This window comes from Anatilimnocola aquadivae, from assembly GCF_049819085.1.
Classification (GTDB): domain Bacteria; phylum Planctomycetota; class Planctomycetia; order Pirellulales; family Pirellulaceae; genus Anatilimnocola.
The window spans coordinates 4,710,299-4,732,735 of record NZ_CP187419.1 but is presented as its reverse complement, the minus strand read 5'-3'; the positions used below and the strand labels follow the sequence as shown (position 1 = coordinate 4,732,735).

The following is a 22,437-nucleotide window of genomic DNA, read 5'->3' as shown; positions in this document are numbered from 1 at the left end:
ATGAAAAGCTCGACAAGCAAACCGGGAAATATCAGTGCCTGCTGGAACCGTCAAGATCAGCAAAAGATTTGCTCAAGTTCGCCGAGCGAAAAACCGAGCGCGAACATGCTATCAAGCGCGTGTGTCCCGGTTTACGCTGGTAAGTGCCTCTCAACGATTTTTGGATCTCACCTGCCCAACGAAACTCCCCCGATGCGTTCAACATTTCCGTGTCTGTTTGTCGCCGCTGGCCTGTTGCTAGCAGCCAATTCAATCATCTTGGGGCAAGCCCGGCCAGGGCCGTTCACCGCTCCGCCGAAGTCGGTTCGGTCGCGAGATGTCGATCAGCAACACATCCGTCTGGACCTGAAGTTTGATTTTCAGAAGCAGGCCGTCGCGGGCAAGGTGCGACATCAACTGGAGCTATTTCGTCCGACCAAGAGCATTCAGCTCGATGCGGCAGATATGAAGATAGGCGACGTCATGCTGCTGAGTACGGGCAGCACCGCGAAGCCCACGCCCACCAAGCTCAAATACACGCATCGCAACCATCAGTTAGCGATCGAGCTGCCGGAGGAGTATCCGGCTGGAACCGCACTTACGCTGGAGATTGACTACTCGATCTCGAAACCCAAGCACGGCGTTCACTTCGTCGAGCCCGATCAAAGCGAAGATGCTCGCCTGCGCATGGTCTGGACGCAATGCGAACCCGAGTATGCGCGTTACTGGTTGCCTTGCATCGATGCTCCCGGCGATCGCATCACCAGCGAAATCATCGCCACCGTTCCCAGCAAGTACGTGGTCCTGTCGAATGGCACGCTCACCAGCAAAACACCAGCCGGCGACGATCAAACCACCTGGCACTGGACGCAGGCCCGCTCGCACGTGCCTTATCTGCTCTCCGTGGTCGCTGGCGAGTTCGAAACGCTCGAAGAAAGTTGGGACGGCATTCCCATCATCTCGTACGTTCCGGTCGGTCGGCTGCCTGATGCCAAGCGGAGCTTCGAAAAGACTCCGGCCATGCTGAAGTACTTTACGAAGCAGATCGGCTATCGCTATCCGTGGCCCAAGTACGCGCAGATTTGTGTCGACGAGTACGCTTGGGGCGGCATGGAACATACTTCGGCCACCACGCTTAATCTCGATACGCTTCATGACGCTCGCGCACATGAGGATGTCTCCAGCGACAATCTCGTCGCGCACGAACTGGCCCATCAGTGGTGGGGTGATCTACTCACGTGCAAGGATTGGGGCGAACTCTGGCTCAACGAGAGCTTTGCTACTTACTTCGCCACCCTGTGGACTGAAGAAGACAAAGGCTGGGACGAAGCCACCTGGCAGCGGGCCGAAGAAGCCACGAACTATCAGAACGAAGATGCCCGCTATCGTCGCTCGATCGTCAACTATCGGTACAACTCGCCCGAGAACATGTTCGACGGCCATTCGTACCCCAAAGGTGGCCGCGTGCTGCACATGCTGCGGTTCGAACTGGGAGACGATCTGTTTTGGAAGGCCATTCGCCGCTACTGCGAAGTGAATCAGTTTCGCACGGTCGAGACCGCTGACCTGCGCATCGCCGTGGAGGAATCCACCGGCCAAGGAATGAACTGGTTCTTCGACCAATGGGCTTACAAAGGTGGTCATCCCGAGTTTCAGGTGAGCTGGGACTACGATGCGGCGGCCAAGCAAGTGCGGGTGACCATCAAGCAGACGCAAAAGGTCGATGAAACGACTCCACTGTTTCGCACATCGGCCGAGCTTGAAATCGCCAGTGGCAAGAAGTCAAAGATTCGCCGCATCTCGCTCAGCAAAGCAGAAGAGACGTTTCACTTCGATAGTGACGAGCCACCCACCCGCGTCTGCTTCGACCCGCGCGATTGGCTCCTCAAGAAGTTGACCGCCGAGAAGAGCAAAGAAGAACTGCTCGATCAGCTAGCGAACAGCGAGTACCTCATGTGCCGTTCGCAAGCCGTGAAAGCACTCGGTGCGATGGAAGAAGACAAAGATGCCCAGGCTGCACTCGCGGCTGCAGCAACAGCGGACAAGTTTTGGGGTGTGCGTCAAGATGCGGTGAAGGCCGTGAAGAAATTCCCCGGTGACGCCACGCGTGCGGCCCTGCTAAAAGCTGCCGGCGATGACAAATCGTTCGTCCGCCGCGAGGCTCTGCAGGCGATGAGCAAGTTTTCGCACGACGAAACGAAGGCTGCCCTGCGGAAAGTGATCGACAGCGATCCTTCGTACTATGCCGTGGCCGAAGCGCTCAAATCGCTGGCCGCCATCGACAAGGCCGGCAGCCGAGAACTGTTGCTCAAGGCCTGCGAGCAGCCAAGTTACCGCGAGGTGATCCTGAAGGCAGCCGTCGAAGCGCTGGGCTCGCAAATCGACAGTCAGGTGGCCGATTCGCTGACGAAGATGCTGGAGAAAACAACCGAGCCCGAAAGGCGCGTGGCCCTCATCGGCGCTTTGGCCAAGTTGAAGCCCGGCGATGCAGACACGCTCAAGCTGCTGCACGATCAGCTAAACAACAAACGGCAGAATGTTCGTCGCTCGGCCATCGAAGCCGTGACGCAAGTTGCCGACGCCAGTTCCGTCGCCGCGCTCGAAACGCGTCGTGGCCAGGAAGTCTCATCCCGCATGCTGCGGTCGCTCGACGAAGCCATCGCCAAGGTTCGCGAAAAGCAGCAAGGGACCGAAGCCCTGCTGAAAGAGGTCGAGCGACTCCGCAAGCAGAACCTGCAACTCGAAGAACGACTGAAGAAGCTGGAAGAGAAGAAATGAGCTGGGCGTCGGACAAAATGACGTCCAGTTTGCACCAACTTGTTCAACTTTAACCTCGATAGTTGAACACACTTTGCAGCGAAGCCCGAGAGTTACGCTAGGTCGCGTTCAACAATTGCCCCGATTGTTGAACGCCCCCCTTTTGCGGTTTTAGTAAGAGCAAGGCGTGCGTATCGAGCAGAACCTTCATTCCATCTATTCGCAAAAGTCTTCAAGCGGTGCATCGAAATCTGGCGAGATCCAGAGGATGCTATCCTTCGCCGTTCCAGGCTGTGCCGGCCAGGATGTACGTGGCGCCTTTTTCATGTGCACTAAGGGTAGTCCATTATCAGTGATGACGATCTCTTCGCCCGGTCGAAGTTGCTGAATCACGTCAGACAGGTTTGCCTGGGCTTCAGCAAGAGTAATGGTAGTCATACGATTGTCCCGACATCTGCCGCTTCCCTGTGATCTCGTCGCAATCCTATTCTACCACCCGCACCACGCGAAATCCGGTGAAATTGTAGCGATAGCCCGGTCGTTCGGCGTCGCGATCGGCCGAGCGGATGTAGCGGTTGCGATTGGTGAAGGCTCCGCCCCGGACAATGCGTTTTTCGCCGGTCTCGGGGCCGGTGGGATCGGTGGCGGGAGACTGTTTGTAGTAATCGGGCGAGTACCAGTCGCTGCACCATTCCCAGGCATTGCCGTGCATGTCGTGCAGGCCCCACGGGTTCGGCTTCAAGCTGCCGACGGGGGCTGAAAACGGATGACCGTCGCTCCACTCAATGCTCCAAGTTGCGTTTTTGTACTTGGAGAGGAACGCGGCGTCAGAGATGTTTGCATAGCCTTTCAATGATTCCTCTGTATCGCCGGTGGAATAACGCGTCTTGGTTCCCGCGCGGCAGGCATACTCCCACTGGGCCTCAGTGGGGAGCGTATAGGTTTGCTTCTCCTTTTCGCTCAACCATTTGCAGAAGGCGACGCAATCGTCCCAGCTGAGATTCACCACCGGATGCTCGTCGGTGCCAAAGCCGGTGTTCTTCCAATTGAACTTTGGCAGGATCTCGATGGCATCGAGTGAAGGTTCAAAGCCGAAGCCTGGTTTTTCTTCACGCTCGAGCGTCGTGCGATAGCCTGTCTCCGTCACGAACTTGCGAAAATGCCCCACGGTCACTTCGTGCTGGCCCAGGTAATACGGCTTCGTAATCCGCACCGGCCGTTGGGTCTCGACCTCGCTGTGCCCTTCTTCCGCTGCGGGCGAGCCCATGGTGAATTCGCCAGCAGGGACCTTTACCAGCTTCATGCCGACCGAGTTGGTGATGATCTCGGGCTTGGCCGACTCCCGGGCAAAGAGCGGACCAGCAGTCAGGCTGAGTATAAAGAGACAAAAGATTCGCATGGCGAGATCGCTTAAGGAAGGGCCGATGGCAACTTCAAGCTGGCGGGTGCATCAGGCCCTGAAAGACCTGTGGAATGTTCGAGCATTGCCAGCCTTCGGCCAGCTTCCCGTTGGCGACGCGAATCCAGGTGATGCCTTGCATTACGACGGTGCGGCCAGTCGGAGCACACCCTAATCCATGACCGTGATGCCCACCGCGAGCTGTCCAGCGCACGACGACTTGATCGCCAGAACCCAGCGCGTCGTCCACCTGAACTTGCAAGTCCGGAAAGGCGGCGAGGAACGGAATGAATTGTCGCTGGCGAAATTCTTCGGGGCCGATGATCGGGCCATCGTCGCCGTAGCAAACGCTGTCGGCAGTCAGAAACTCATCGATGGTCGCCTCGCGGCGCTGGTTCCAAACCTCTTCGAACCAACGCCGGGCCATTGCCACATTTTCTGCTGACATCGCTGGCCTCCAGGGCCTGTCGATCGAAGGGGAGAGAGAGCAGACGATCTAACGGCGACGCCACTCGACGCCGCTCATTTGACCAAGAGCCAACATCAGGGCATGTGTGCCATCGCGACCGTGCCCTTGAGCCTTCAGCGCCACGTACAACTGCCGTGCGAGTGCTAAGCCGGGCAGTGCCAGCCCCATGCGATTGGCTTCGTCCAGAGCAATACCCATGTCCTTGATGAAATGCTCGACGAAGAAGCCAGGGTCAAAATTGTTCGCGATGATTCGGGGCCCCAGGTTCGAAAGCGACCAACTGCCGGCAGCGCCCGGGGCAACCGATTGCAACACGGTGTTTAAGTCGAGGCCCGCTTTGTACGCGTAGAGCAATGCTTCGCACACGCCCACCATGTTCGAGGCGATCAAAGTTTGATTGACGGCCTTGGTGTGCTGGCCGGCGCCGGCGGCGCCTTGGTGAATGATCGTTTTTCCCATCGTTTCCCAGCAAGGATGCAGCGCTTCGACCACTTCACGATCGCCACCGATCATGATCGACAGGCGTGCTTCCTTGGCACCTACATCGCCGCCAGAAACAGGGGCGTCAACCGCGTAGCAGCCGCGAGCCTTGGCTGCTTCATAGATTTCGACGGCCAGCGAAGGTTCGCTGGTGGTCATATCGACGAGGATATTCCCCGGCTTCGAACCGGCGAGCGCGCCGTCCTGCCCCAGAAATACTTCGCGCACGTCGCGTGGGAAACCCACGATTGCAAAGATCACGTCGCTACGTTGGGCAACGTCGCGCGGTGTGCTGGCCCAATTAGCGCCTCGGTCGAGCAATGCCTGGGCCTTGCTGCGAGAGCGGGTCGTGACCGTCATCTGAAAGCCCTTGGCAATCAGGTGCGAGCACATGCTCGAGCCCATGACACCGGTGCCGATCCAGCCCAGGCGTGTTTGTCCGGGAACGATGCGAGAAATGGCCATATCGATGCTCCTGCCGCGTTGAATCAAGTTGTGGATTAAGAGAGATGCTATTCCCAGCGATGTTCTGGCCGGGCGAAGATTTCGTTCAGGATGATCGCATTGCGAATGTTCTGCGGACTCGCCAGCATTTCCGTCACGCTAAATGCGCCTGCCGTTCCACCCGCCACGATGACCTTCGCAGCGGTAGTGGTGTCTTTCAGAGCGCCAATCTGATGGTCGAACGTCTGATGCAGACGGGCTTCGAGTTTGTCATCGGCCAGATCGACTTCGGCACCGAGATTACTGGCGTGGCGGGAGATTTCTGACGAACCACGCAGATTTTGCTGGACGGAAGTACTAAAGCGATCACTGGTGCCCGCGTCTTCTGCTTCGATGATCTCGACGAGGGGCTCAATCGGAAGCTTCGGCGTGCTCAGGGGTGGGCGACTAATAGGCTCGGGACGTGGCGTGCGAGGCTGGGCCGCCTGCTGCAGTTCGCCACGTCGTTTCGCTTCGGCCTGCGCTCGGCGCTGAGCGGCCCGGCGCAAGAATTCTTCGACTTCGTCACGCATGGTTCACCTCTACGACGTTTTACCGGCAAGACCGCTTGAAGTGGCAATGCCGCGGCGCATGTCGGTGTCGGCGACCAGATTCCGCATTTTGTAGTAGTCAAGAATGCCAAGCTTGCCGGTATTGAAAGCCGTAGCCATCGCCTTGGGCACTTCTGCTTCGGCGGCAACCAGCTTGGCCCGCGATTCTTCGATGCGGGCAATTTGTTCTTGCTCGGCAGCGACGGCCATAGCGCGGCGGCCTTCCGCCCGGGCGCGAGCCACGCGAGTATCGGCTTCTGCCTGGTCGGCCCGCACGCGTGCACCGATGTTTTCGCCCACGTCGATATCGGCGATGTCTACAGAAACGATTTCGAACGCAGTTTGAGAATCGAGCCGGCGCGCGAGCACGGCTTTCGAAATTCGATCGGGGTTTTCGAGCACTTCCATGTGATCGTCGGCCGAACCAATGGCACTCACGATCCCTTCGCCAACGCGCGCGATAATGGTTTCCTCGGTCGCACCACCAATCAGTTGTTGCAAGTTGGCCCGCACGGTCACCCGCGCCTTCACTCGCAATTGAATGCCATTTTTGGCGACCGCATCGAGGTACTCTTTGCCGGAACCTTTGGCGGGGCAATCGATGACTTTGGGATACACGCTCGTTTGCACGGCTTCCAGCACGTTACGACCGGCGAGATCGATGGCGGTTGCTTCGCGATAGCTGAGGCGAATGATCTTCGCCTTGTTGGCGGCAATCAGGGCGCGAATGACGAGCGGTACATTGCCGCCCGAGAGGTAATGGGCTTCCAGGGCCTTGCCCGAGATTTCGTCGGGCAGGCCAGCCTGCACGCACATGATCTTGGATTTGACGATGACGTCTTTGTTCACCTTACGGAACGTCATGCCGATGAGATCGAGCAGCGAGATGCCCGCCCCGGTCAGCACCGACTGGATCCACAGGCGGAAGAAGTTGGCAAAGATGGCGATAATGATCAGCAAGACGATCGCTACGACCACCAGACCTGCAATAAACAGGATGGGGATAATGTTGATCTCATCGTTTTGACCGAGCAGAAACATGGTGTTCCTCAACGCGCGCAGGGCAAGTTCAGTTCGCTGCTTATCATAACCAGTTCGCGGGGTAAGTGCAGCGGTCGACCGCCACGAAGTGCTTTATCCTGGTGCGGTTCGCGACTGGCCGTTGTCGCGCGGACCTAGGCCCAGAATGTAAGGCGCGGCTTGGCGAGACCATTTCTCGGGGGATGGAAAGCTGTCGGCGCCGGCAAAACAGCTCTGTAGCAACTCCGTATTGATGATGCCTGGATTGAGAGGAATCGCCACCATGCCGCGTGGCAGTTCTTGGGCCAGGGCGAGCGTCAATCCCTCGATGGCGTACTTCGTGGCGCAGTAGGGAGCGACTTCGGGAGAAGTCGAGCGGCCCCAGCCGGAACTGAGGTTCACGATCACGCCTTTCTTTTGCTGGACCATCGCCGGGACGAAGTGTCGCAGCACGTAGAAGACGCCGTTGATGTTCACGTTAACGATGTGGTCAAAGTCAGCGGGCTCGACTTTCCACAGCGGAGCGTTCGGATTGATCATGGCCGCGTTGTTGATGAGCAGGTCGGGCGGTTCTCCGCTGGCGAGCACGCTTGCGGCCCAGGCTTTGACAGCGGGCTCGTTGGTAACGTCCAGCACGTCGAAGCGATGAGGCGAACCATACTGCTGGTTCAGATCGTCGATCTCTGCCTGCGAGCGACCGCAACCAATGACGGTGTGCCCAGCCTCAATAAAGCGGTCCGTAAGTGCGCGGCCTAAACCGCGCGTGGCGCCGGTCAGGACAATGCGGCGAACAGTCATGAGTTCCCTTTCTCCAATCGCTGGGCAATCCACTCGGGCGAAACGAAACGGCGCAGCAAGCCTTGCAAACTGTGCTCCAGCGGGCGAGCAGTTTCGGCGGGCAAGTCGCCGAGCGACTCGAAGGTATCTTTCGTGCGGAAGCCGCTCCAGCCCAGATCAAAATTCCAGCCTGCCTGAGTGGCTGCATCGTTTACACGTTCGCTGAGTCGCAGAGCCCAGAACAATCCGAAGGCATCGCGAAAATCGAACCACAGTCGATCGTAGGGATTCGCAAATGCCCTCGCTTGGCGACTCACGAGCCACGCGATAACCAGCGACGAAGCCACGACGAGCAGTCCCACGACTTCTTGATACTCGCCGAACCAGCGCTCGCGCGCGAAGAGTGGCAGGTAGTCGCTGAGCCAGATGCTTTGCCCAATCACAAACAAACTGGCCGCCAGCCAGTAGCGAGTCGCTACAAAGTTGATCAACTCCGCGAGCAACAGGGCGGCGAGAAACCAGCTGCGAAACGCATTGATTTCGAGCTTCTGTCCTGGCTGCAAAAAGATGACTTCCGCTGCCGGCAATGCCAGCACGCCCCACAGGGAGAGCACCACAAAACTCCAAGCGGCATGCTGGGGGCGCTTCGCGCCAATGAGAGCAACCAGCGGGCAGAGCGTTCCACACGCAGCAACGAACTGCATCGAGGTGAAGATTGCGGGGCGTTCGCCGATGGGAACGATGGCGGCATAGAGGCAACTCGCCACCGCCAAGCCAAAGCTGATCACGCTCCAGGACCAAGGGACGATCAAGGTCGTCCGCGAAAGGGAGCGAAAAGCGGCCAGCAAGACTACCGCAGCCGGCAAGGTCGCCGCGAGCACTACGGTCGCGGCCACGTAAGTGGTGTGATTGTCATTCGTGGCAAGAGCTGCAAGGTCCATGTTGCCGAGTATAGAAGATAGTGCTCCGCTGCGAAGGGAAGGTCCGAGGTGCCCTGCCGGAGCTTGCAGATTGCCCGAGCCGCGCGATCGCGCCCCGCAATCGGCAAGCAGGTTGAAGAGCCCGCAGTCGCTTTCTCTTGCGCAGCAGGCAAGGTTTTCGCCCCCCGCAACTCGGCTAGAGAAACTCGAAAAAACAGCAAGAAAACCAGCGGACTAAGTTGCTGCGCAGGCAATCGGCGGGCATGGTTCAGCAGTGGAGTCTTGCTGCCGCAGCCTGCCCCGCGTTTTCCCCCACCTACAACGAAAACGCACACATCCCACCTGCAGTGCTCGCGGCGGTTTCAGTTTCGAAGGAGGATCCGATATGAAAACTTGGATTTTGGCCTCAGTGACCACGCTGGTTGCTGTGGCGGGCCTGGTCGGCCCTGTGGCCGCCGCCGAACCCTGGACGAGTCAAGCTCGTACGCCCGTGTTTCCTGCCGCTCATGCCCGCGTCGCTGCCATGCGGCAAGAAGCGGCAGCCCCTGCGATGGCTCCGGCAATCACCGGGCATGCAGGCATTGGCAATGCGAGCCCGCGCGAAGTGATTGGCAATGGTGCCATGATTTCGCAGACGGCCTGGAACGGCGAACATCAGTACACCGGCTATGTGTTTGGACCCGGCAGCTGCGATCACACACCACCTTGCGTCGATCATTTGTGGGATGGCTATTGCCAGCGACCACACCGCTGCGGCGGACATCATCATCATTTCCGCGGGTGCTGTGGTGTGCAAATGGGCGGCTGCGGAGTTGCCACGAGCGGCTGTAGCTCTTGTTCGACCGGAGCCGACGTCGGTTGTGACTCAGGTTGTGGCATTGCCAAGTGCCACGGCTGCTTCCTGCACTCGGGGCGGCATCGTTACACGGGCTTGAGCTGTGGTGGTTGCGGCGATGCTTGCGGCGGCAAACATGGCTGTGGTCTGTTCAGCGGTAAGCACCGAGGTTGGTTCGCCAACTTGTGCAGTTCCTGCGATGGTGGCGACATGGGTTGCGGTTGTGCCGCACCCGTCGGCGACATGGGAACTCCCGAATCGGTTCCAACTCCTGCTGCCGACGAAAGTACACCCCTGGTTGACGACGCCAAAAGTGCTCGCAAGCCGATGATCAATCGCTACCTTCCCTGGAGCTTGAAGTAACGAGCCTGAAGGCAGATGAAGCCGCGTGACCTTCGCACCATGCGGCAATAAAACTCTTCTCTTCAGCGAACAACGGCAAAGCCGGTCACGACCCGACCGGCTTTGCTCATTTCTTGCTCAGCGATTTCCGTTGCACCACCGGGTGACAAAATCTTTTACAATCGCGAACTGCTGACTTTCCATTCTGCTTTCTGCCTTCCTCATTCTGCGTTTACCCATGGTCGATATCGCCGCGATTCAGTCCGCTCTGCGTGAGTTTGGTTTCGATGCCTGGCTGCTCGGCGATTTTCGCGGCAGCAATGTCCTTGCGCGCAGGATTCTCGGGATCCCCGACGATCAAATGGGCTCACGCCGTTGGCATTATCTCATTCCCGCCAGTGGCGAGCCGCAAAAGCTGGTGCATCGCATCGAGCCCGCCATGCTCGACCACTTGCCGGGCGAGAAGACGATCTATTTGAAGTGGCAGGAGTGGGATGCTGGCGTGACGAAGCTCGCTTCGTCGGCCAAACGGATCGCCATGGAATACTCGCCGCGAAATGCCAATCCGTATGTCTCGCGCGTCGATGCCGGCACGCTGGAAGTGGTGCGGGCAACCGGCGCCGAAGTACTGTCGTCGGGAAACTTGATTCAACGCTTTGAAGCCACCTGGGACGATGCGCAGTGGGCCATGCACCTGGAAGCTGCCCAGCATACCAACAGCGCCTACGATCGCGCCTGGAAGTTCATCGCCAGCGAAGTGCGAAAAAATGGGAGCGTGCGGGAGACGCAGGTCCAGCAACTGATCATGGATCATTTCGCCGAACATGGACTGGCCACGTACCACCCGCCGATTGTCGGCGCGAATGCTCACAGTGGTGATCCACATTTCGAGACGTGCACAGCAACCGATACCGCGATCAAAGAAGGAGATTTCGTCCTGATCGATCTGTGGGCGAAGATGAATCGTCCGCGCGCCGTTTACAGCGATCTCACCCGTGTTGGCTTTGTGGGCCAATCAGTGCCCGAGAAGTACGAACAAGTATTTCAAATCGTCGCTGCCGCTCGCGATGCGGCGATTGCCAAGGCTCGCGATGCTTTCGCCCGCCGCGAACCATTACACGGCTGGCAAGTCGACGATGCCGCTAGGCAAGTGATTTCTGCTGCCGGATACGGCGAATACTTTGTCCATCGCCTGGGCCATAGCATTGGTCAGGAAGTGCATGGCAACGGCGCGAACATGGACAACCTGGAGACTCGCGAAGATCGCCTTGTCCTGCCGCGTTGCTGCTTTTCGATCGAACCCGGTATCTATCTGCCCGAGTTCGGTGTGCGCAGTGAAGTCGATGTCTACATCGGTGCCGATAGCAGCGTGCATGTTACCGGCGGCGAGTTGCAGACGAGCGTGGTGAAGATTCTGGCCTAAAACTTATGCCCGCGCTTGGGGCCGTTGGGCGAGACGGTCAGCGGCTCGGGACCAGATTCGGTCATCAGAATCGTGTGCTCGAACTGAGCGCTCAGGCCGCCGTCTTTAGTACGGACGGTCCAGCCATCGCGTTTGCTCAGCAGCGTATCGCGGGTGCCGGTGTTGATCATCGGCTCGATGGTGAAGCAAATGCCAGGCTCTAGGCGCTGCCGGCGAGCTTCGGGCGATGAAGTTGGATCGTGAGGGATGGTCGGGGGCTGATGAAACTTGCGACCGACGCCGTGACCAACATATTCTTGCACGACCGAGAAGCTTTGGCGGCGAGCATTGCGGACGATCGCTTCGCCAATTTCCGAGACGCGCGAGCCAGGCTTAATCGTATCAATGGCTGCCCACAGGCAGTCGAATGAGCACTGTGTTACCTTGCGCGCCAGATCGCTGACGGGCTCGACGAGAAAAGTCTCGGAAGAGTCGCCGTGCCAGCCGTTGACGATGGTCGTCATGTCGACGTTCACGATATCGCCGGGGCGCAGCGCGTAGTCGGACGGAATGCCGTGGCAGATCACGTCATTCACACTCGTGCAGCAACTCTTAGGGTACGGGCCATGTTGGCCGGCATAGCCTAGCGTCGCGGGAGTGTGGCCGTGATCGAGCGTGTAGGTGTGAATCAGCTTGTCGATTTCGGCGGTGGTCAGGCCGGGCTTAATGATCGCGCGAACTTCATCCATCAAGCGCGCATTGAATTGACAAGCGTTCCGCATGGCCTGACGCTCGGCTTCGTCGAGTTTCAGGCGGGGCTTACGGTTATAGAGCATGGCGGGCTGGGTGCAGCGAGTAAGGTATTCGTATAGCTTGACTATCGAATCAATCATACCCATTGCTGCACCGGCGACCAACCCGCATAGGCGCGAATTTAGGCCAGATATGGAAGTTGCGGGCCCGCTAGCAAATTCATCGCAACGACTGGGCAAGCCCTGCGGTCGGGAGTCGGGAGTCGGGAGTCGGGAGTCGGGAGTCGGGAGTCGGGAGTCGGGAGTCGGGAGTCGGGAGTCGGGAGTCGGGAGTCGGGAGTCGGGAGTCGGGAGTCGGGAGTCGGGAGTCGGGAGTCGGGAGTCGGGAGTCGGGAGTCGGGAGTCGGGAGTCGGGAGTCGGGAGTCGGGAGTCGGGAGTCGGGAGTCGGGAGTCGGGAGTCGGGAGTCGGGAGTCGGGAGTCGGGAGTCGGGAGTCGGGAGTCGGAAAAGTTGTCTTTAGTTCTGCATTCGGCGCTGTCAAGTTAGAAGTGTCCGCTGGCAGAATTCGGAGAAGATTTCGTCGGGGGTTTGATAGTTTAAGCGTTTGCGTGGTCGTTGGTTCAATAACCGCTGCACCTCGGCCAGCTTGCGCCGATTCAGGCCACGCAGGTCGGTGCCTTTGGGGAAGAACTCGCGGACCAGGCGGTTGAAATGCTCGTTGCTACCACGTTGCCAAGGGCAGCGTGGCGTGGCGAAATAAATGTCGAGTGACAGACTCGACATCAGCTCTTGGTAACCGGCGAATTCGGAGCCATTGTCGAATGTCAGCGAGTGCCGAGCCTCGGGTGGAAGCGTGCCTAAGCGCCGTTTTATCGCGCTGTTCACCGTGGGAGCACAGCGGTTCTCCACCGGGAGCAGCAAGGCGAAGCCGGTTTTCCGTTCGACGAGGCTGACCAGCGAGGCCCGCCCGCCACGGCCGACGATCGTGTCTCCCTCCCAGTCGCCGATTCGCTCTCGAAGGTTGATGATCTCGGGCCGCCCGGCGATCTCGCGCGCCGGTGACTTGACCTGCCGCGCACGAGGTTTGCGGCGTTTGTGGTTTCGCAACATTCGCCGCCAAAGGTAACCGAAATCGTCGGTGTCGATCCAGCGGTAGATCGTTTGACTAGAGCAGCGGCGCTGCGGTTCGCACGGGAATTGCCGCTTCAAACGACCGGCGATTTGATCGGGTGACCAGCGCTTACGGAGCCCTGCCGTGACGACTGCCACCAACTCGGGTCGGCGTAACTTGCGGCACTTCTGCCGAGCCTGGCAACGCCGCTGTTCGGACAAGCGTTGCGCTTCGCACGCAGAGTAGCCACCATAACGCGAGTTGCGTTTGAGCTCGGCTCGGATCGTTCGCACGTCACGACCCAAGCAGCTTGCCATCTCCTGCTGTGTGGCGCGCATGGCCACCAGCTGCGCTAGGACCTGCCGCTCGACCAACGTAAAATGCCGATAGGTTTGTCGCTCTTCCATCGCCGGGACTCCGTTTGAAGAGTGGTTGAACTAACCTCATTCAAACTCCCCGGCGGTGGATCTTCACGCAAATTCCGCCCGTGATAGCGGACACTTCAAGTGTGGCTGCGCCTTCTGCGTTCTGCCTTCTTCCTTTCCGCTAGTCTCTCACCCCGTAGCGAACGATGCACCAGAGGGCGTTGAAGAGGTCCTTGACGCCGATCTTTTTGCCTTCGGCATAGGAACGGGCGTTGTAGCTGATGGGGACCTCGACGACGCGGAACTTGCGGCGGCCCAGTTTGGCGGTCACTTCAGGTTCGAAGCCAAAGCGGTTCTGTTGAATCTCGAATGTCGTCAGCACGTGTCGCTTGAAGGCCTTGTAGCACGTTTCCATATCGGTCAGCTTGAGACCGGTCGTGAAGTTCGAGGCGAACGTCAGAGCCCAGTTGCCAAAGCGGTGAATGAGCGACTTGTCGTGCGGCTTTTCGTGCAAGAATCGCGAACCGTAAACTACGTCGGCATCGCCAGCCAAGATTGGTTTGAGAAGCGGCAGGATGTCGCGTGGGTCGTATTCCAGGTCGGCATCTTGCACCACGACAATGTCACCTGTGGCCCGCGCAAAGCCAGTCCGCAGGGCAGCGCCTTTGCCTTCGTTCTGCGACTTAAAGATGACATGCAGGTCGCCGGCGGCGTGGTACTCGCGCAGGATCTCGCAGGTCTGATCTTGGCTGCAGTCGTCGACGACGATGATCTCGAGCGGCACGGGCAGCGACGCCACGCGACCGAGAATTTCGCGAATGGTCCGCTCTTCGTTGTACGCGGGAATGATGACCGACAGCTTGAAGCTGGCGGGCAGTGCATAGTTGAGAGCAGGGACTTCGTAATTCGTGGGCTTGGGCAGCATGTCGCTCAATCGTTGACGTGAGGGGCCCCGATTGTCGCCAGCGGGACGCTTTTCGTCCACGCCACTTGCCGCTCGCGGAGTACGGCTGTAGTCACCCGACGTGACCGTGGGAATGGAATCGCACACTTCGGTGGAGGCAAGATCGCTCATGGCAGGCAGTGCTTTCGTGCGAGAGGCCGGGCGTTGTTCGATCATGGGTTGATGGCCGCAAAGTTTCTGGCAGCCTGCCGCTTGGCCGTACGGGCTGCCGGCTCGTAAGTAGGCATCGCTGGCCAGGCGACATAGCCCGTCTGGCGCTGGCTGCCGATGATGCGATTGGCGAGGGGCACAAAATCGGGATTAGCGGGATCGTCGAAACGGCTGCGACGGCCCCACAACTGGGCTAGTTCATCCTGATACAGCAGCACCCAAGTCTTTTGTTGCCGGAGCATCACGTTGCAACCCGGCTCTTGAGCGCGAGCGATCAGCACCAGTTCCGGGCGATGATTTCGCAAGGCTTTTTCGGCATCAAACGGTCCGCTCTTGGGATCGCGATAACGGTCGCTCGAGGATTGTGCTCCCGTGATGAAGTCGAAATGCTCGTCGAGCATGGCTTGCGAGTAACTGGTGCGGCAGCGGCCATCGACATGTACCAGAATGCCCTCTTCGCCACGCTGCTTCGGCCCGAAAGTGGCCAGGGCGTATTGGGCCCAATTGAACGTGACAATCATCTTGCCGGTCAGGTTCTCGCGGGCGATGAACTCGGCTGCACCAACGGGAAAGTTCTCACGCTCGACGCGCAACTCGCTCAAGCGGCTGACAAGTCTGCCGCCGGTCAACAGACATGCGATGAACATCAAACCAGCCAGTACGGGAGCCAGTCGCGGGGAAAGCCCCGTTGCCAGCGATTGATCTTTGGAGGAGGCGCCGATGCGTTCGAAGATCGATTGCCATTGTCGCGGCAGCCAGAATCCGCAAGCGATCGCGAAAAAGGCGATATGTCGCGAATGCGAGAGGGACTGCCAGCAAAGGAGCGCGAGAATCACCTGCTGCGTAAAATCGTGCCGCTTCTTGCTGAAAAGTAACGCGCCGACCCAAGCGACCAACAGGATCAGAAACGGCAAGGTTTCCAGGCTGAAGAAATCCGGGGCACGCCATTCGACAATTTCGGGGCGAGGCACTTTCAGGTCGTCGTACAACCAAACGAGGAACTCTCCGCCGTAAGGATTGATGAGTGTGGCTGCTGCGGCGGCGACAATCATAAGGGCGAACCGCCGCAACATGCCGGCCGCTTCCCAGCCACGATGAGCGATGACTTCGACGCCCCGCAAACTGAGATACGCAATGAACACACACAGGCCGGCCAGGAAACCGCCGTGGGCGTTCGTCCACAGGACCATCAGTGGCACGATGAGCCAGAGGGCCTTTAGATGTAAGCGGCAGTAAGGCAACTCCGCGGTTTCACCCGTGGCGGGCGTTTGCGAGATCCAATCCAGAACTTTCGAGAGGCCGAAGCGGGTGCATAGCGCTCGCAGCCAAGGGCCGTTGAGGCGATTATCGCCTTCCCAGCCTTTGAAAGCCCAACCGAGAAGTGCCACTTCGAGGGCAAAGCAGGTGTACGAAAAAAGTTGTGGCCGCAGGCTCCAATGATTGCCCAGCGTGGCGGCCACCAGCAGAGCGGTCGCGCCAACCGTCATCAAACTGGCGCCCTGCTTCCAGGCGGCGCGCATGATGAGTCCGATCACGAGCCAGCCGAGCAGCACTTTGGCAATCAGCAGACCGGGGCCACCGAAGGTGTCGTTGACGGCAAACAGCGCGAACTCAGCGACCAGTTCGTGATTGACCCAGCGGTAACCTTCGGCGATGTACGAATAGGTTGTCGTCGCCGGCAGGCCGTTTCGCCAACAATCGCGGCCATATTGAATGTGCCCCCACAGATCGGGATCAGCCACATTCAGCGAGAGGGAACAGCCACAGGCGATCAACACGGCTAGCAGCAGGCCGCGGTCGATCCAAGCAGCCAGATTTCGTGGCGTATGACTCGCAGCAAGCATGTCTCAGGTTTCCAGCAGGTCCACGAACGTAGACGATGATCTCCGCGCGCAGTTCGATGCGCAGCGGCAGTTAGCCCGGCAAATATAGAACGCACGTTGCCGTCGCTAAGGTCGTCAGGCTGCCACGTCGCAGCGGATGTCACCGCATCGGGTCGCGAATGGTTCGGTCCTACCGCTTGGAGCGATTCTGCTGGACCGCTAGAGTTGAGCATCGCAATTGACTTGTTGCAGGGCGAGGCTCCCGCCGAGCCTCGTCGCCTGACCAAAGTAGCACGCAGAACAGGAAATCCCCATGCAGCGGGAAGTGACCATTGATGGAATTCACTTGCACCTTAGCCAGCCTCACGAGGCGCGGGGCGAATGGATCGGCCAGCGCGAGATTTTGCAACAACTGATGGCCTGCTGGCTCGTCGTTGACGAGCGCGATCTGCCACTCACGCCCCGATTGGTAGGGCCGCCCGGAATTGGCAAGACAGCGCTGGGCATGGCTGGGGCCAAGCTGCGCAACCAGGACTTATTCATTTATCAATGCACGGCCGATACGCGCCCGGAAGATCTGCTCGTCACTCCGGTGCTCGCCGAGAGCGGTAAGATCGCCTATCACGCCTCGCCCCTAGTGACGGCGATCATTCGGGGAGGTGTTTGCATTCTGGATGAAGGCAACCGGATGAACGAAAAGTCGTGGGCGAGTCTCGCTCCACTTTTTGATCAGCGGCGGTATGTCGAATCGATCGTCGCGGGCATCACCATCACGGCGCATCCCGATTTCCGTTGCTGCGTGACGATGAATCAGGACGAATCGACGTATGAGATTCCCGATTACATCATGAGCCGCCTGCAGCCCACGCTCACGCTCGGCTTTCCCGAACGCCAAGATGAACTCTCGATTTTGCAGTATCACCTGCCGTTCGCGGCGGCCGAGATGCTGGCGCTCACGGTCGATTTCTTACAGCGGGCTCATGCATTGAAACTCGACTACAGCCCGCGCGATGGCATCAACATGCTGCGGTACGCGATGAAGCGATTGGCGCAAGATTCCAAGCATCCACTCTCGAAGGATGCTGCCTGGCAAGAGGCGCTGGGCAAGTGCTTGGGCGATGAAGCACTCGATTTGGATTCGCTGGCCAAGCGCAAGTCGCGTTCGTTAGGAGATGCGAACGTGCCGCTCGGGCTCGGCGATTTCTTCTTCTCGGCCGACGATCCGCTGCACCCCGATCGAGCGGACGAAGATGAAGACGATTTCGACGACGATTTTGATGATTCGGAAGTGGATGAAGACGACGATCGGTAGCGGCACGGCGATGCTCAAGGCAATGGCATGACCAACTCACCACTTCATCTCAGCGAGCGAATCACTCTCGTCCCCGTGTTGCACGGCAGCGGCGATTTTGCGATTGCGGTGCGCAGGTTGATGCTCGAGCAGTCGTTCGATTGCCTGGCGGTCCCCTTGCCGCCGTCATTCCAACAGGCGGTGGAGCAAGCGATCGGTCACCTGCCGACACCGACGGCCGTGCTGCAAAAAGAAGAGAGCGGCTTCTTCTCTGCCGAACGCGAGACGCCTGACGAGCATGCCCGCTGCAGCTATGTGCCGATCGATCCGTGCCAGGCTGTGATTGCCGCGATTCGCTCGGCCCTATCGGAACATATCCCGCGGGCCTTCATCGATTTGGAAACGAACTGCTTCGATCCTCCCACGGCCACGCTGCCCGATCCGTATGCCTTGAAGAAAGTGAGCCTCGAGCAGTTTGCCGCGGCGACGTTGCCCAGCATTCGTCCGCCGCAAACCGAGCAGCATCAAGCCCGCATCGTTCACATGGGCCTGCGACTTCGCAAATTGGAAGAGAAGCACCAGCGGATTCTCGCGCTCTGCTCGCTTACCGATTGGCCCTGGCTCCGCGATGCTTATCGCGAGCGGAAGCAGCCACTCGCCGATGACGACGCCGTCAGCGATCCCGAAACCTACGTCGTCGATCCCGCGACGCTCATCTTCATGCTCGGCGAGCTGCCATTCATTACGCAACTGTACGAACGGGCGCGTGCGGAACTCGAAGACGACGAGAATCTGTCCATCGATGGTATCAAGGAATTACTGCTCGTCGCCCGCGATCGTTACCGCGATGACTTCAAGCGGCGGGCTCGCAAAATCACGCCGCAACTGCTGAAGCACTGCCTGAAGTACCTGCGCAACTTGTCGCTCGTCGATGGGCGCCTCACCCCCGATCTCTACAACTTGATCGTCGCCTCGCAGCAGACCTGCGGTGATGCGTTTGCCGTGCATGTGGCCGAAACCGCCCGCGACTACGGACTCACTAGCTATGCGCCGTTTGAGACGATCAAGTGCGGCATCGACCAGGCGCAGTTGCCCGACAAAGAGATCGTGTCGCTCGACAATCGCTTGCCGGGGCACCCCATGGTGTGGCGCACCTTGCAACTAACACGCAAGCCCAAGAAGCCCGAAAAAGACGAATGGCTGATGCGTTGGAATCCGTACTCGCAGTGCAGTTGGCCGCCGGAAGACGAACAGATCGAGACCTTTCGCGCGCATCTCTTCGACCGTGCTCGCGCGGTGATGGGGGCCGACCTGGCACGCACCGAGCCCTTTACCACCAGCATCATGGACGGGGTTGATATCCGCGATACGTTGCGGCATTGGTACGACGAAAAGATCTACGTCAAGATTCTGCCGCCGAGCCGCGGCAAACTCGATTGCGTGGTAATGCTCTTCGACGCGCCGGCTGATCCTCGCGATTACCCTTGGCGGGCGACCTGGTTCGCCGAACATCAAAACGAATCGACGCTGGCTTTCTTTGCTGCCGATTTCAGCAAAGAAATGGTCGGCCCAGGAATTGGCTTGTCCAACTACGGCGGAGCCATGTTTCTCTTTCCGCCGGTTCACATTCCCGATATCTGGACGAACCGCGAACTCGACTTTGCCACCACCTTGGAAGAGCGCTTGCTCGCCGCTGCTTGCCTGCATAGCAGTTGCCCGCAGATTGCCCTGCTCAGTGCTGCGCCGCCGGGCGCTGGCTGGCGCAAGCTCGCCCAGCGATACGGCAAAAAGTTCGTACACTTGCCACTGAACGGCTTCAGCGATGCCACCATTCAGCAATTGCGAATGGTCCACGTGCTGAACGGCAAGCAAGTCCGCAGCTACGCCGAGCACTTCATTCGCAAGGCTTGATGCGCACTATTTCGGCGGCAACTGCCAGTACGAATGCAAGTTGGCGGCCGTGCCATGAACTTGAACCCAAGACAGTTCGTCGATCGTGACGGTCGTGGGTGCCTGGCGCTGGCGATAGGGTGCGACGAACCCAATGGCCTGAATCGTTCCGCACTGCAGCGGTGTTTGCTGTTCAAACAGCGACTCACAATCGCCTTGGCCAAAGGCACAAACGAAGTCAGCGCAGGGCAAGACCAGCGAAGTCCACTTGCCGTTCAGAACCGCTCGCCGCGCGTGATAAAAGGCGTAACTCTCTCCCTTGGTTTGCGGCAGCCCCAGGTAGTAAGTAAATGCCAGGGGCGAATCTCGCCAAGAAGCTGGCGGCTGAAACTTCTGCCAAGGAAAACGAACCGTGCTTGCGGGAGACGTGGCGTACACCATCCAATCGAGCGCAACCTCCGGCAAGGAACTCTTATGGTTAACCTTAAGCGTTAACTGAATGGCATTCGCCTCGCGCTTGCCGATCGAATGAATTCCCGTGAAGCAAGTTTCTTCGGTGCCCCGCTGCTGAGCTTGCAAAGACTGCTTACCGGTCTGCCCCTCGGTAACAAGTGCCAATTGAGGAGGCAGCCAATCGGGGCGGACGACATGCGCAGGCTTGGCGAAATCGATGGGCTCTTGAAAGTAAGTGAAAGCCTGCTGCAAATCAGTAGTTCCTTCGAAATCGGCAATGGTCGCCACCTTGCGCACCTGCTCGTCGGTAAAAACCGGAAACGGCCGCCCTTCTCCATAGGTTAGCAACTCCACCTGATCGATCAGCAGTTCTCCCGCCGATGGTTTGCCCACGTACAAGTAGAGTGGTTCCTGAATCCAGCGAGAGTAGTAAATGACGGGTGACTTCTCGCCAAAACGAGCGCGGCGAAAGTTCCTGCGCAAATCGTGATGCAACGAGAACTCCAAGGTTTGCCAACCGTCGTTCTCGGCTGGGGCCACTTCGCGCTTGGCCGTCGACACATCGCTGTGGCCGAAATAAACCGTCGGGCTCCCCAAGGAGAGCACAAATTTGCCTCGCACCACTTTCACGCGCATCCGCACAGCATCGGCCTCGGGTGGCAGATAATCGGGACCAATCGTTAGGGCCCGGTACTCGTCGCGATTGCCCCAAGGAAAATCGTCGCCAATCGTCACCTGGCAGCCGCGGTTGTGACGCTCTCCAGCAACAATCTTCAGCTGGCTATATTGCCCCGCGTTCTGCTGCTGGGCAGCGGTCCAGGTGTGATGCTTGATCGGCGCGAAGGCTTCCGGTCGTTGACCGTCAAAATCGCGCAGGACGCTCAAGACGCGCACAGGCTCAGCCGCGCCGAGTTCGGCTGCCGCAATGGCCAACACGAGCGCGAAGATTTGAGCCAAGAGTGGAATGGATGGTGACATACGAACAAAGCGCAGGGAGGTGGCCCGGGTTCGAAAAGGGCATTGGCTGCGACCGATGCTACCTCGCCCACCGTGAGCGAGCAAATTTTGCCGCAGCTTGGCGGTAGTTGCCCTGCAGGGCGGTAGCTAAGATAAATGGCTGTTCGTTCGGCCCCTATTTTCGCAATGTAGGCCCACACCTTCTCTTCCTATGCCTATCAAAGTTGCCTGTACCTGCGGTGCCGCGTTCGCGGCCAAAGACGAATTAGCTGGCCGCACGGTCGCCTGTCCCAAGTGTAAGCAGCCGCTCAAGATTCCGGCTCCGCAAGCGGCCGCACCGGCGCCGCTCGCCGCGCACGGGAATGCCGGCCTGTTCGACGATATCGGTCTCAAAGCCCGCGATGTGAACATCGCCCGCTGCCCCAGTTGCAGCTCCGACTTGCCGCCGAATGCCGTGCTGTGTGTCAAATGCGGCTTCAATCTGAAGCTGGGCAAAAAGATGCAGACCATGAGCATGTCGGGCGATGCACCGGTCATGTCGGGCGGCGGGCACGGCGGTCATGGCGGCGACGCTACCGCGATGATCATGGCCAAGGCGGCCCGTGATGCTGAAGAAGACGTCGAAGTCGAAAAGTCGAAAGGAAGCGAAGGGATGCCAGCCTGGGTGCTGGCCGTTGGTCTACTCGCGTGCATTGTCTTCGCCCTGGTGATGTCGATGATCCCCCAAGCGACGGCGCTGGGCGGAACGGCCGCACTGTTGTTGTTTGCGGGCCTGTTACTACAACTTTACGCGTGGGTGCGCGTCATCGCCGTTGCTGCCAAAATGAACCCGCTGTACGCCGTGGGAATTTTCTTCGGCGATATTCTGCTGGCGATTGCCTTGGAAGTGATCTACCGAGTGTTGGCGTGGGCGACGGAATCGGAATCATTGGCGTCCCCAGTACGGTTGCTGAAGGGGGCAATCTGGCTGACGTTTGCCTACGTCAATTCCGACGAATGTGGCCAGTACATCACGTTTTTTTGGATGTCGCTCATCATGCAGTTCGTCGGCATCGTGCTGGCGGTCATCGCCGCATTGGTTTACATGGCTTCGCAAAAAGAGGGGCCCGCTTCGCTTCCTGAGCCACCCCTGCTGCATCCGCAGGTGCAATTGGCATCGCACTCCACGCTTTACTTGCCGCTGACCAAGCGCCCCATTGTGCCGTGGTCAAACGCCGTGGTGGCATAGTCGCCAAAACAACAGTAGATGCAGCCGTATCCTAGGCGG

The 22,437-nt window shown here is 58.9% G+C and carries 19 protein-coding genes; 6 read left to right on the top strand and 13 right to left on the bottom strand.

The features are described 5' to 3' along the window. The first annotated feature begins 192 nt into the window (after positions 1-192). Complete coding sequence (locus tag NA78x_RS18725) at positions 193-2,757, top strand: M1 family aminopeptidase (protein ID WP_425613899.1); 2,565 nt, start codon at positions 193-195, stop codon at positions 2,755-2,757. Between the two features lie 195 nt (positions 2,758-2,952). Here NA78x_RS18725 and NA78x_RS18720 read toward each other — a convergent pair whose 3' ends face one another. From NA78x_RS18720 to NA78x_RS18685, 8 genes are all read right to left on the bottom strand, one after another. Further along, a complete protein-coding gene (locus tag NA78x_RS18720) occupies positions 2,953-3,174 on the bottom strand; it encodes a type II toxin-antitoxin system Phd/YefM family antitoxin (RefSeq protein ID WP_425613898.1) in 222 nt (73 codons plus the stop codon). Positions 3,175-3,220: 46 nt separating this feature from the next. After that, on the bottom strand, positions 3,221-4,135 hold the full coding sequence (locus tag NA78x_RS18715; RefSeq protein ID WP_425613897.1) for a formylglycine-generating enzyme family protein: 915 nt from the start codon (positions 4,133-4,135) through the stop codon (positions 3,221-3,223). Positions 4,136-4,169: 34 nt separating this feature from the next. Then, entirely contained in the window at positions 4,170-4,583 is a 414-nt protein-coding gene (locus tag NA78x_RS18710) for an ester cyclase (RefSeq protein WP_425613896.1), read from the bottom strand. A gap of 48 nt (positions 4,584-4,631) precedes the next feature. Further along, a complete protein-coding gene (locus NA78x_RS18705) occupies positions 4,632-5,549 on the bottom strand; it encodes an NAD(P)-dependent oxidoreductase (protein WP_425613895.1) in 918 nt (305 codons plus the stop codon). A gap of 47 nt (positions 5,550-5,596) precedes the next feature. After that, the gene (locus NA78x_RS18700; RefSeq protein ID WP_425613894.1) at positions 5,597-6,100 is read right to left on the bottom strand and encodes a hypothetical protein; all 504 of its coding nucleotides are present in this window, start codon (positions 6,098-6,100) and stop codon (positions 5,597-5,599) included. 9 nt (positions 6,101-6,109) lie between these two features. After that, positions 6,110-7,159: a flotillin-like protein FloA gene (gene floA / locus NA78x_RS18695; protein WP_425613893.1), complete on the bottom strand. Its 1,050-nt coding sequence runs from the start codon at positions 7,157-7,159 to the stop codon at positions 6,110-6,112. 93 nt (positions 7,160-7,252) lie between these two features. Next, positions 7,253-7,936, bottom strand: a complete 684-nt coding sequence (locus tag NA78x_RS18690; protein ID WP_425613892.1) for an SDR family oxidoreductase — start codon at positions 7,934-7,936, stop codon at positions 7,253-7,255. Further along, entirely contained in the window at positions 7,933-8,856 is a 924-nt protein-coding gene (locus NA78x_RS18685; protein WP_425613891.1) for a hypothetical protein, read from the bottom strand. The genes NA78x_RS18690 and NA78x_RS18685 overlap by 4 nt, the downstream gene beginning before the upstream one ends. Before the next feature lie 364 nt (positions 8,857-9,220). Here NA78x_RS18685 and NA78x_RS18680 point away from each other — a divergent pair, with 364 nt between their 5' ends. Together NA78x_RS18680 and NA78x_RS18675 are read left to right on the top strand one after the other, a co-directional pair. Continuing rightward, the gene (locus tag NA78x_RS18680) at positions 9,221-10,033 is read left to right on the top strand and encodes a hypothetical protein (protein WP_425613890.1); all 813 of its coding nucleotides are present in this window, start codon (positions 9,221-9,223) and stop codon (positions 10,031-10,033) included. Between the two features lie 217 nt (positions 10,034-10,250). After that, the gene (locus NA78x_RS18675) at positions 10,251-11,435 is read left to right on the top strand and encodes a M24 family metallopeptidase (RefSeq protein WP_425613889.1); all 1,185 of its coding nucleotides are present in this window, start codon (positions 10,251-10,253) and stop codon (positions 11,433-11,435) included. Here NA78x_RS18675 and map read toward each other — a convergent pair. The 4 genes from map to NA78x_RS18655 all read right to left on the bottom strand — a co-directional run bounded on the left by map (position 11,432) and on the right by NA78x_RS18655 (position 16,600). Beyond that, positions 11,432-12,307: a type I methionyl aminopeptidase gene (map, locus tag NA78x_RS18670; protein WP_425613888.1), complete on the bottom strand. Its 876-nt coding sequence runs from the start codon at positions 12,305-12,307 to the stop codon at positions 11,432-11,434. The two genes, NA78x_RS18675 and map, sit on opposite strands and share 4 nt — an antisense overlap. A 396-nt stretch (positions 12,308-12,703) precedes the next feature. Beyond that, positions 12,704-13,684 (bottom strand): IS30 family transposase, encoded by a 981-nt coding sequence (locus tag NA78x_RS18665; protein WP_425613887.1) that lies wholly within the window; start codon positions 13,682-13,684, stop codon positions 12,704-12,706. A gap of 139 nt (positions 13,685-13,823) precedes the next feature. Then, on the bottom strand, positions 13,824-14,717 hold the full coding sequence (locus tag NA78x_RS18660) for a glycosyltransferase family 2 protein (protein ID WP_425613886.1): 894 nt from the start codon (positions 14,715-14,717) through the stop codon (positions 13,824-13,826). Between the two features lie 41 nt (positions 14,718-14,758). Beyond that, complete coding sequence (locus NA78x_RS18655) at positions 14,759-16,600, bottom strand: hypothetical protein (protein ID WP_425613885.1); 1,842 nt, start codon at positions 16,598-16,600, stop codon at positions 14,759-14,761. A 292-nt stretch (positions 16,601-16,892) separates the two neighbouring features. On the opposite strand from NA78x_RS18655, the gene NA78x_RS18650 reads away from it, so the two are divergent. Together NA78x_RS18650 and NA78x_RS18645 are read left to right on the top strand one after the other, a co-directional pair. Beyond that, entirely contained in the window at positions 16,893-17,891 is a 999-nt protein-coding gene (locus tag NA78x_RS18650; protein ID WP_425613884.1) for an AAA family ATPase, read from the top strand. 27 nt (positions 17,892-17,918) lie between these two features. After that, positions 17,919-19,781 (top strand): hypothetical protein, encoded by a 1,863-nt coding sequence (locus NA78x_RS18645; RefSeq protein ID WP_425613883.1) that lies wholly within the window; start codon positions 17,919-17,921, stop codon positions 19,779-19,781. Positions 19,782-19,787: 6 nt separating this feature from the next. Here NA78x_RS18645 and NA78x_RS18640 read toward each other — a convergent pair whose 3' ends face one another. Then, positions 19,788-21,191 (bottom strand): hypothetical protein, encoded by a 1,404-nt coding sequence (locus tag NA78x_RS18640; protein ID WP_425613882.1) that lies wholly within the window; start codon positions 21,189-21,191, stop codon positions 19,788-19,790. 190 nt (positions 21,192-21,381) lie between these two features. Here NA78x_RS18640 and NA78x_RS18635 point away from each other — a divergent pair, with 190 nt between their 5' ends. Continuing rightward, positions 21,382-22,398, top strand: a complete 1,017-nt coding sequence (locus NA78x_RS18635) for a hypothetical protein (protein ID WP_425613881.1) — start codon at positions 21,382-21,384, stop codon at positions 22,396-22,398. The last annotated feature ends 39 nt before the right edge of the window (positions 22,399-22,437 follow it).

Bases quoted from the DNA above. Each gene is read 5' to 3' on its own strand.
- NA78x_RS18725 (WP_425613899.1), top strand. From the start codon at position 193: ATGCGTTCAACATTTCCGTGTCTGTTTGTCGCCGCTGGCCTGTTGCTA.
- NA78x_RS18720 (WP_425613898.1), bottom strand. From the start codon at position 3,174: ATGACTACCATTACTCTTGCTGAAGCCCAGGCAAACCTGTCTGACGTG.
- NA78x_RS18715 (WP_425613897.1), bottom strand. From the start codon at position 4,135: ATGCGAATCTTTTGTCTCTTTATACTCAGCCTGACTGCTGGTCCGCTC.
- NA78x_RS18710 (WP_425613896.1), bottom strand. From the start codon at position 4,583: ATGTCAGCAGAAAATGTGGCAATGGCCCGGCGTTGGTTCGAAGAGGTT.
- NA78x_RS18705 (WP_425613895.1), bottom strand. From the start codon at position 5,549: ATGGCCATTTCTCGCATCGTTCCCGGACAAACACGCCTGGGCTGGATC.
- NA78x_RS18700 (WP_425613894.1), bottom strand. From the start codon at position 6,100: ATGCGTGACGAAGTCGAAGAATTCTTGCGCCGGGCCGCTCAGCGCCGA.
- floA (WP_425613893.1), bottom strand. From the start codon at position 7,159: ATGTTTCTGCTCGGTCAAAACGATGAGATCAACATTATCCCCATCCTG.
- NA78x_RS18690 (WP_425613892.1), bottom strand. From the start codon at position 7,936: ATGACTGTTCGCCGCATTGTCCTGACCGGCGCCACGCGCGGTTTAGGC.
- NA78x_RS18685 (WP_425613891.1), bottom strand. From the start codon at position 8,856: ATGGACCTTGCAGCTCTTGCCACGAATGACAATCACACCACTTACGTG.
- NA78x_RS18680 (WP_425613890.1), top strand. From the start codon at position 9,221: ATGAAAACTTGGATTTTGGCCTCAGTGACCACGCTGGTTGCTGTGGCG.
- NA78x_RS18675 (WP_425613889.1), top strand. From the start codon at position 10,251: ATGGTCGATATCGCCGCGATTCAGTCCGCTCTGCGTGAGTTTGGTTTC.
- map (WP_425613888.1), bottom strand. From the start codon at position 12,307: ATGATTGATTCGATAGTCAAGCTATACGAATACCTTACTCGCTGCACC.
- NA78x_RS18665 (WP_425613887.1), bottom strand. From the start codon at position 13,684: ATGGAAGAGCGACAAACCTATCGGCATTTTACGTTGGTCGAGCGGCAG.
- NA78x_RS18660 (WP_425613886.1), bottom strand. From the start codon at position 14,717: ATGAGCGATCTTGCCTCCACCGAAGTGTGCGATTCCATTCCCACGGTC.
- NA78x_RS18655 (WP_425613885.1), bottom strand. From the start codon at position 16,600: ATGCTTGCTGCGAGTCATACGCCACGAAATCTGGCTGCTTGGATCGAC.
- NA78x_RS18650 (WP_425613884.1), top strand. From the start codon at position 16,893: ATGCAGCGGGAAGTGACCATTGATGGAATTCACTTGCACCTTAGCCAG.
- NA78x_RS18645 (WP_425613883.1), top strand. From the start codon at position 17,919: ATGACCAACTCACCACTTCATCTCAGCGAGCGAATCACTCTCGTCCCC.
- NA78x_RS18640 (WP_425613882.1), bottom strand. From the start codon at position 21,191: ATGTCACCATCCATTCCACTCTTGGCTCAAATCTTCGCGCTCGTGTTG.
- NA78x_RS18635 (WP_425613881.1), top strand. From the start codon at position 21,382: ATGCCTATCAAAGTTGCCTGTACCTGCGGTGCCGCGTTCGCGGCCAAA.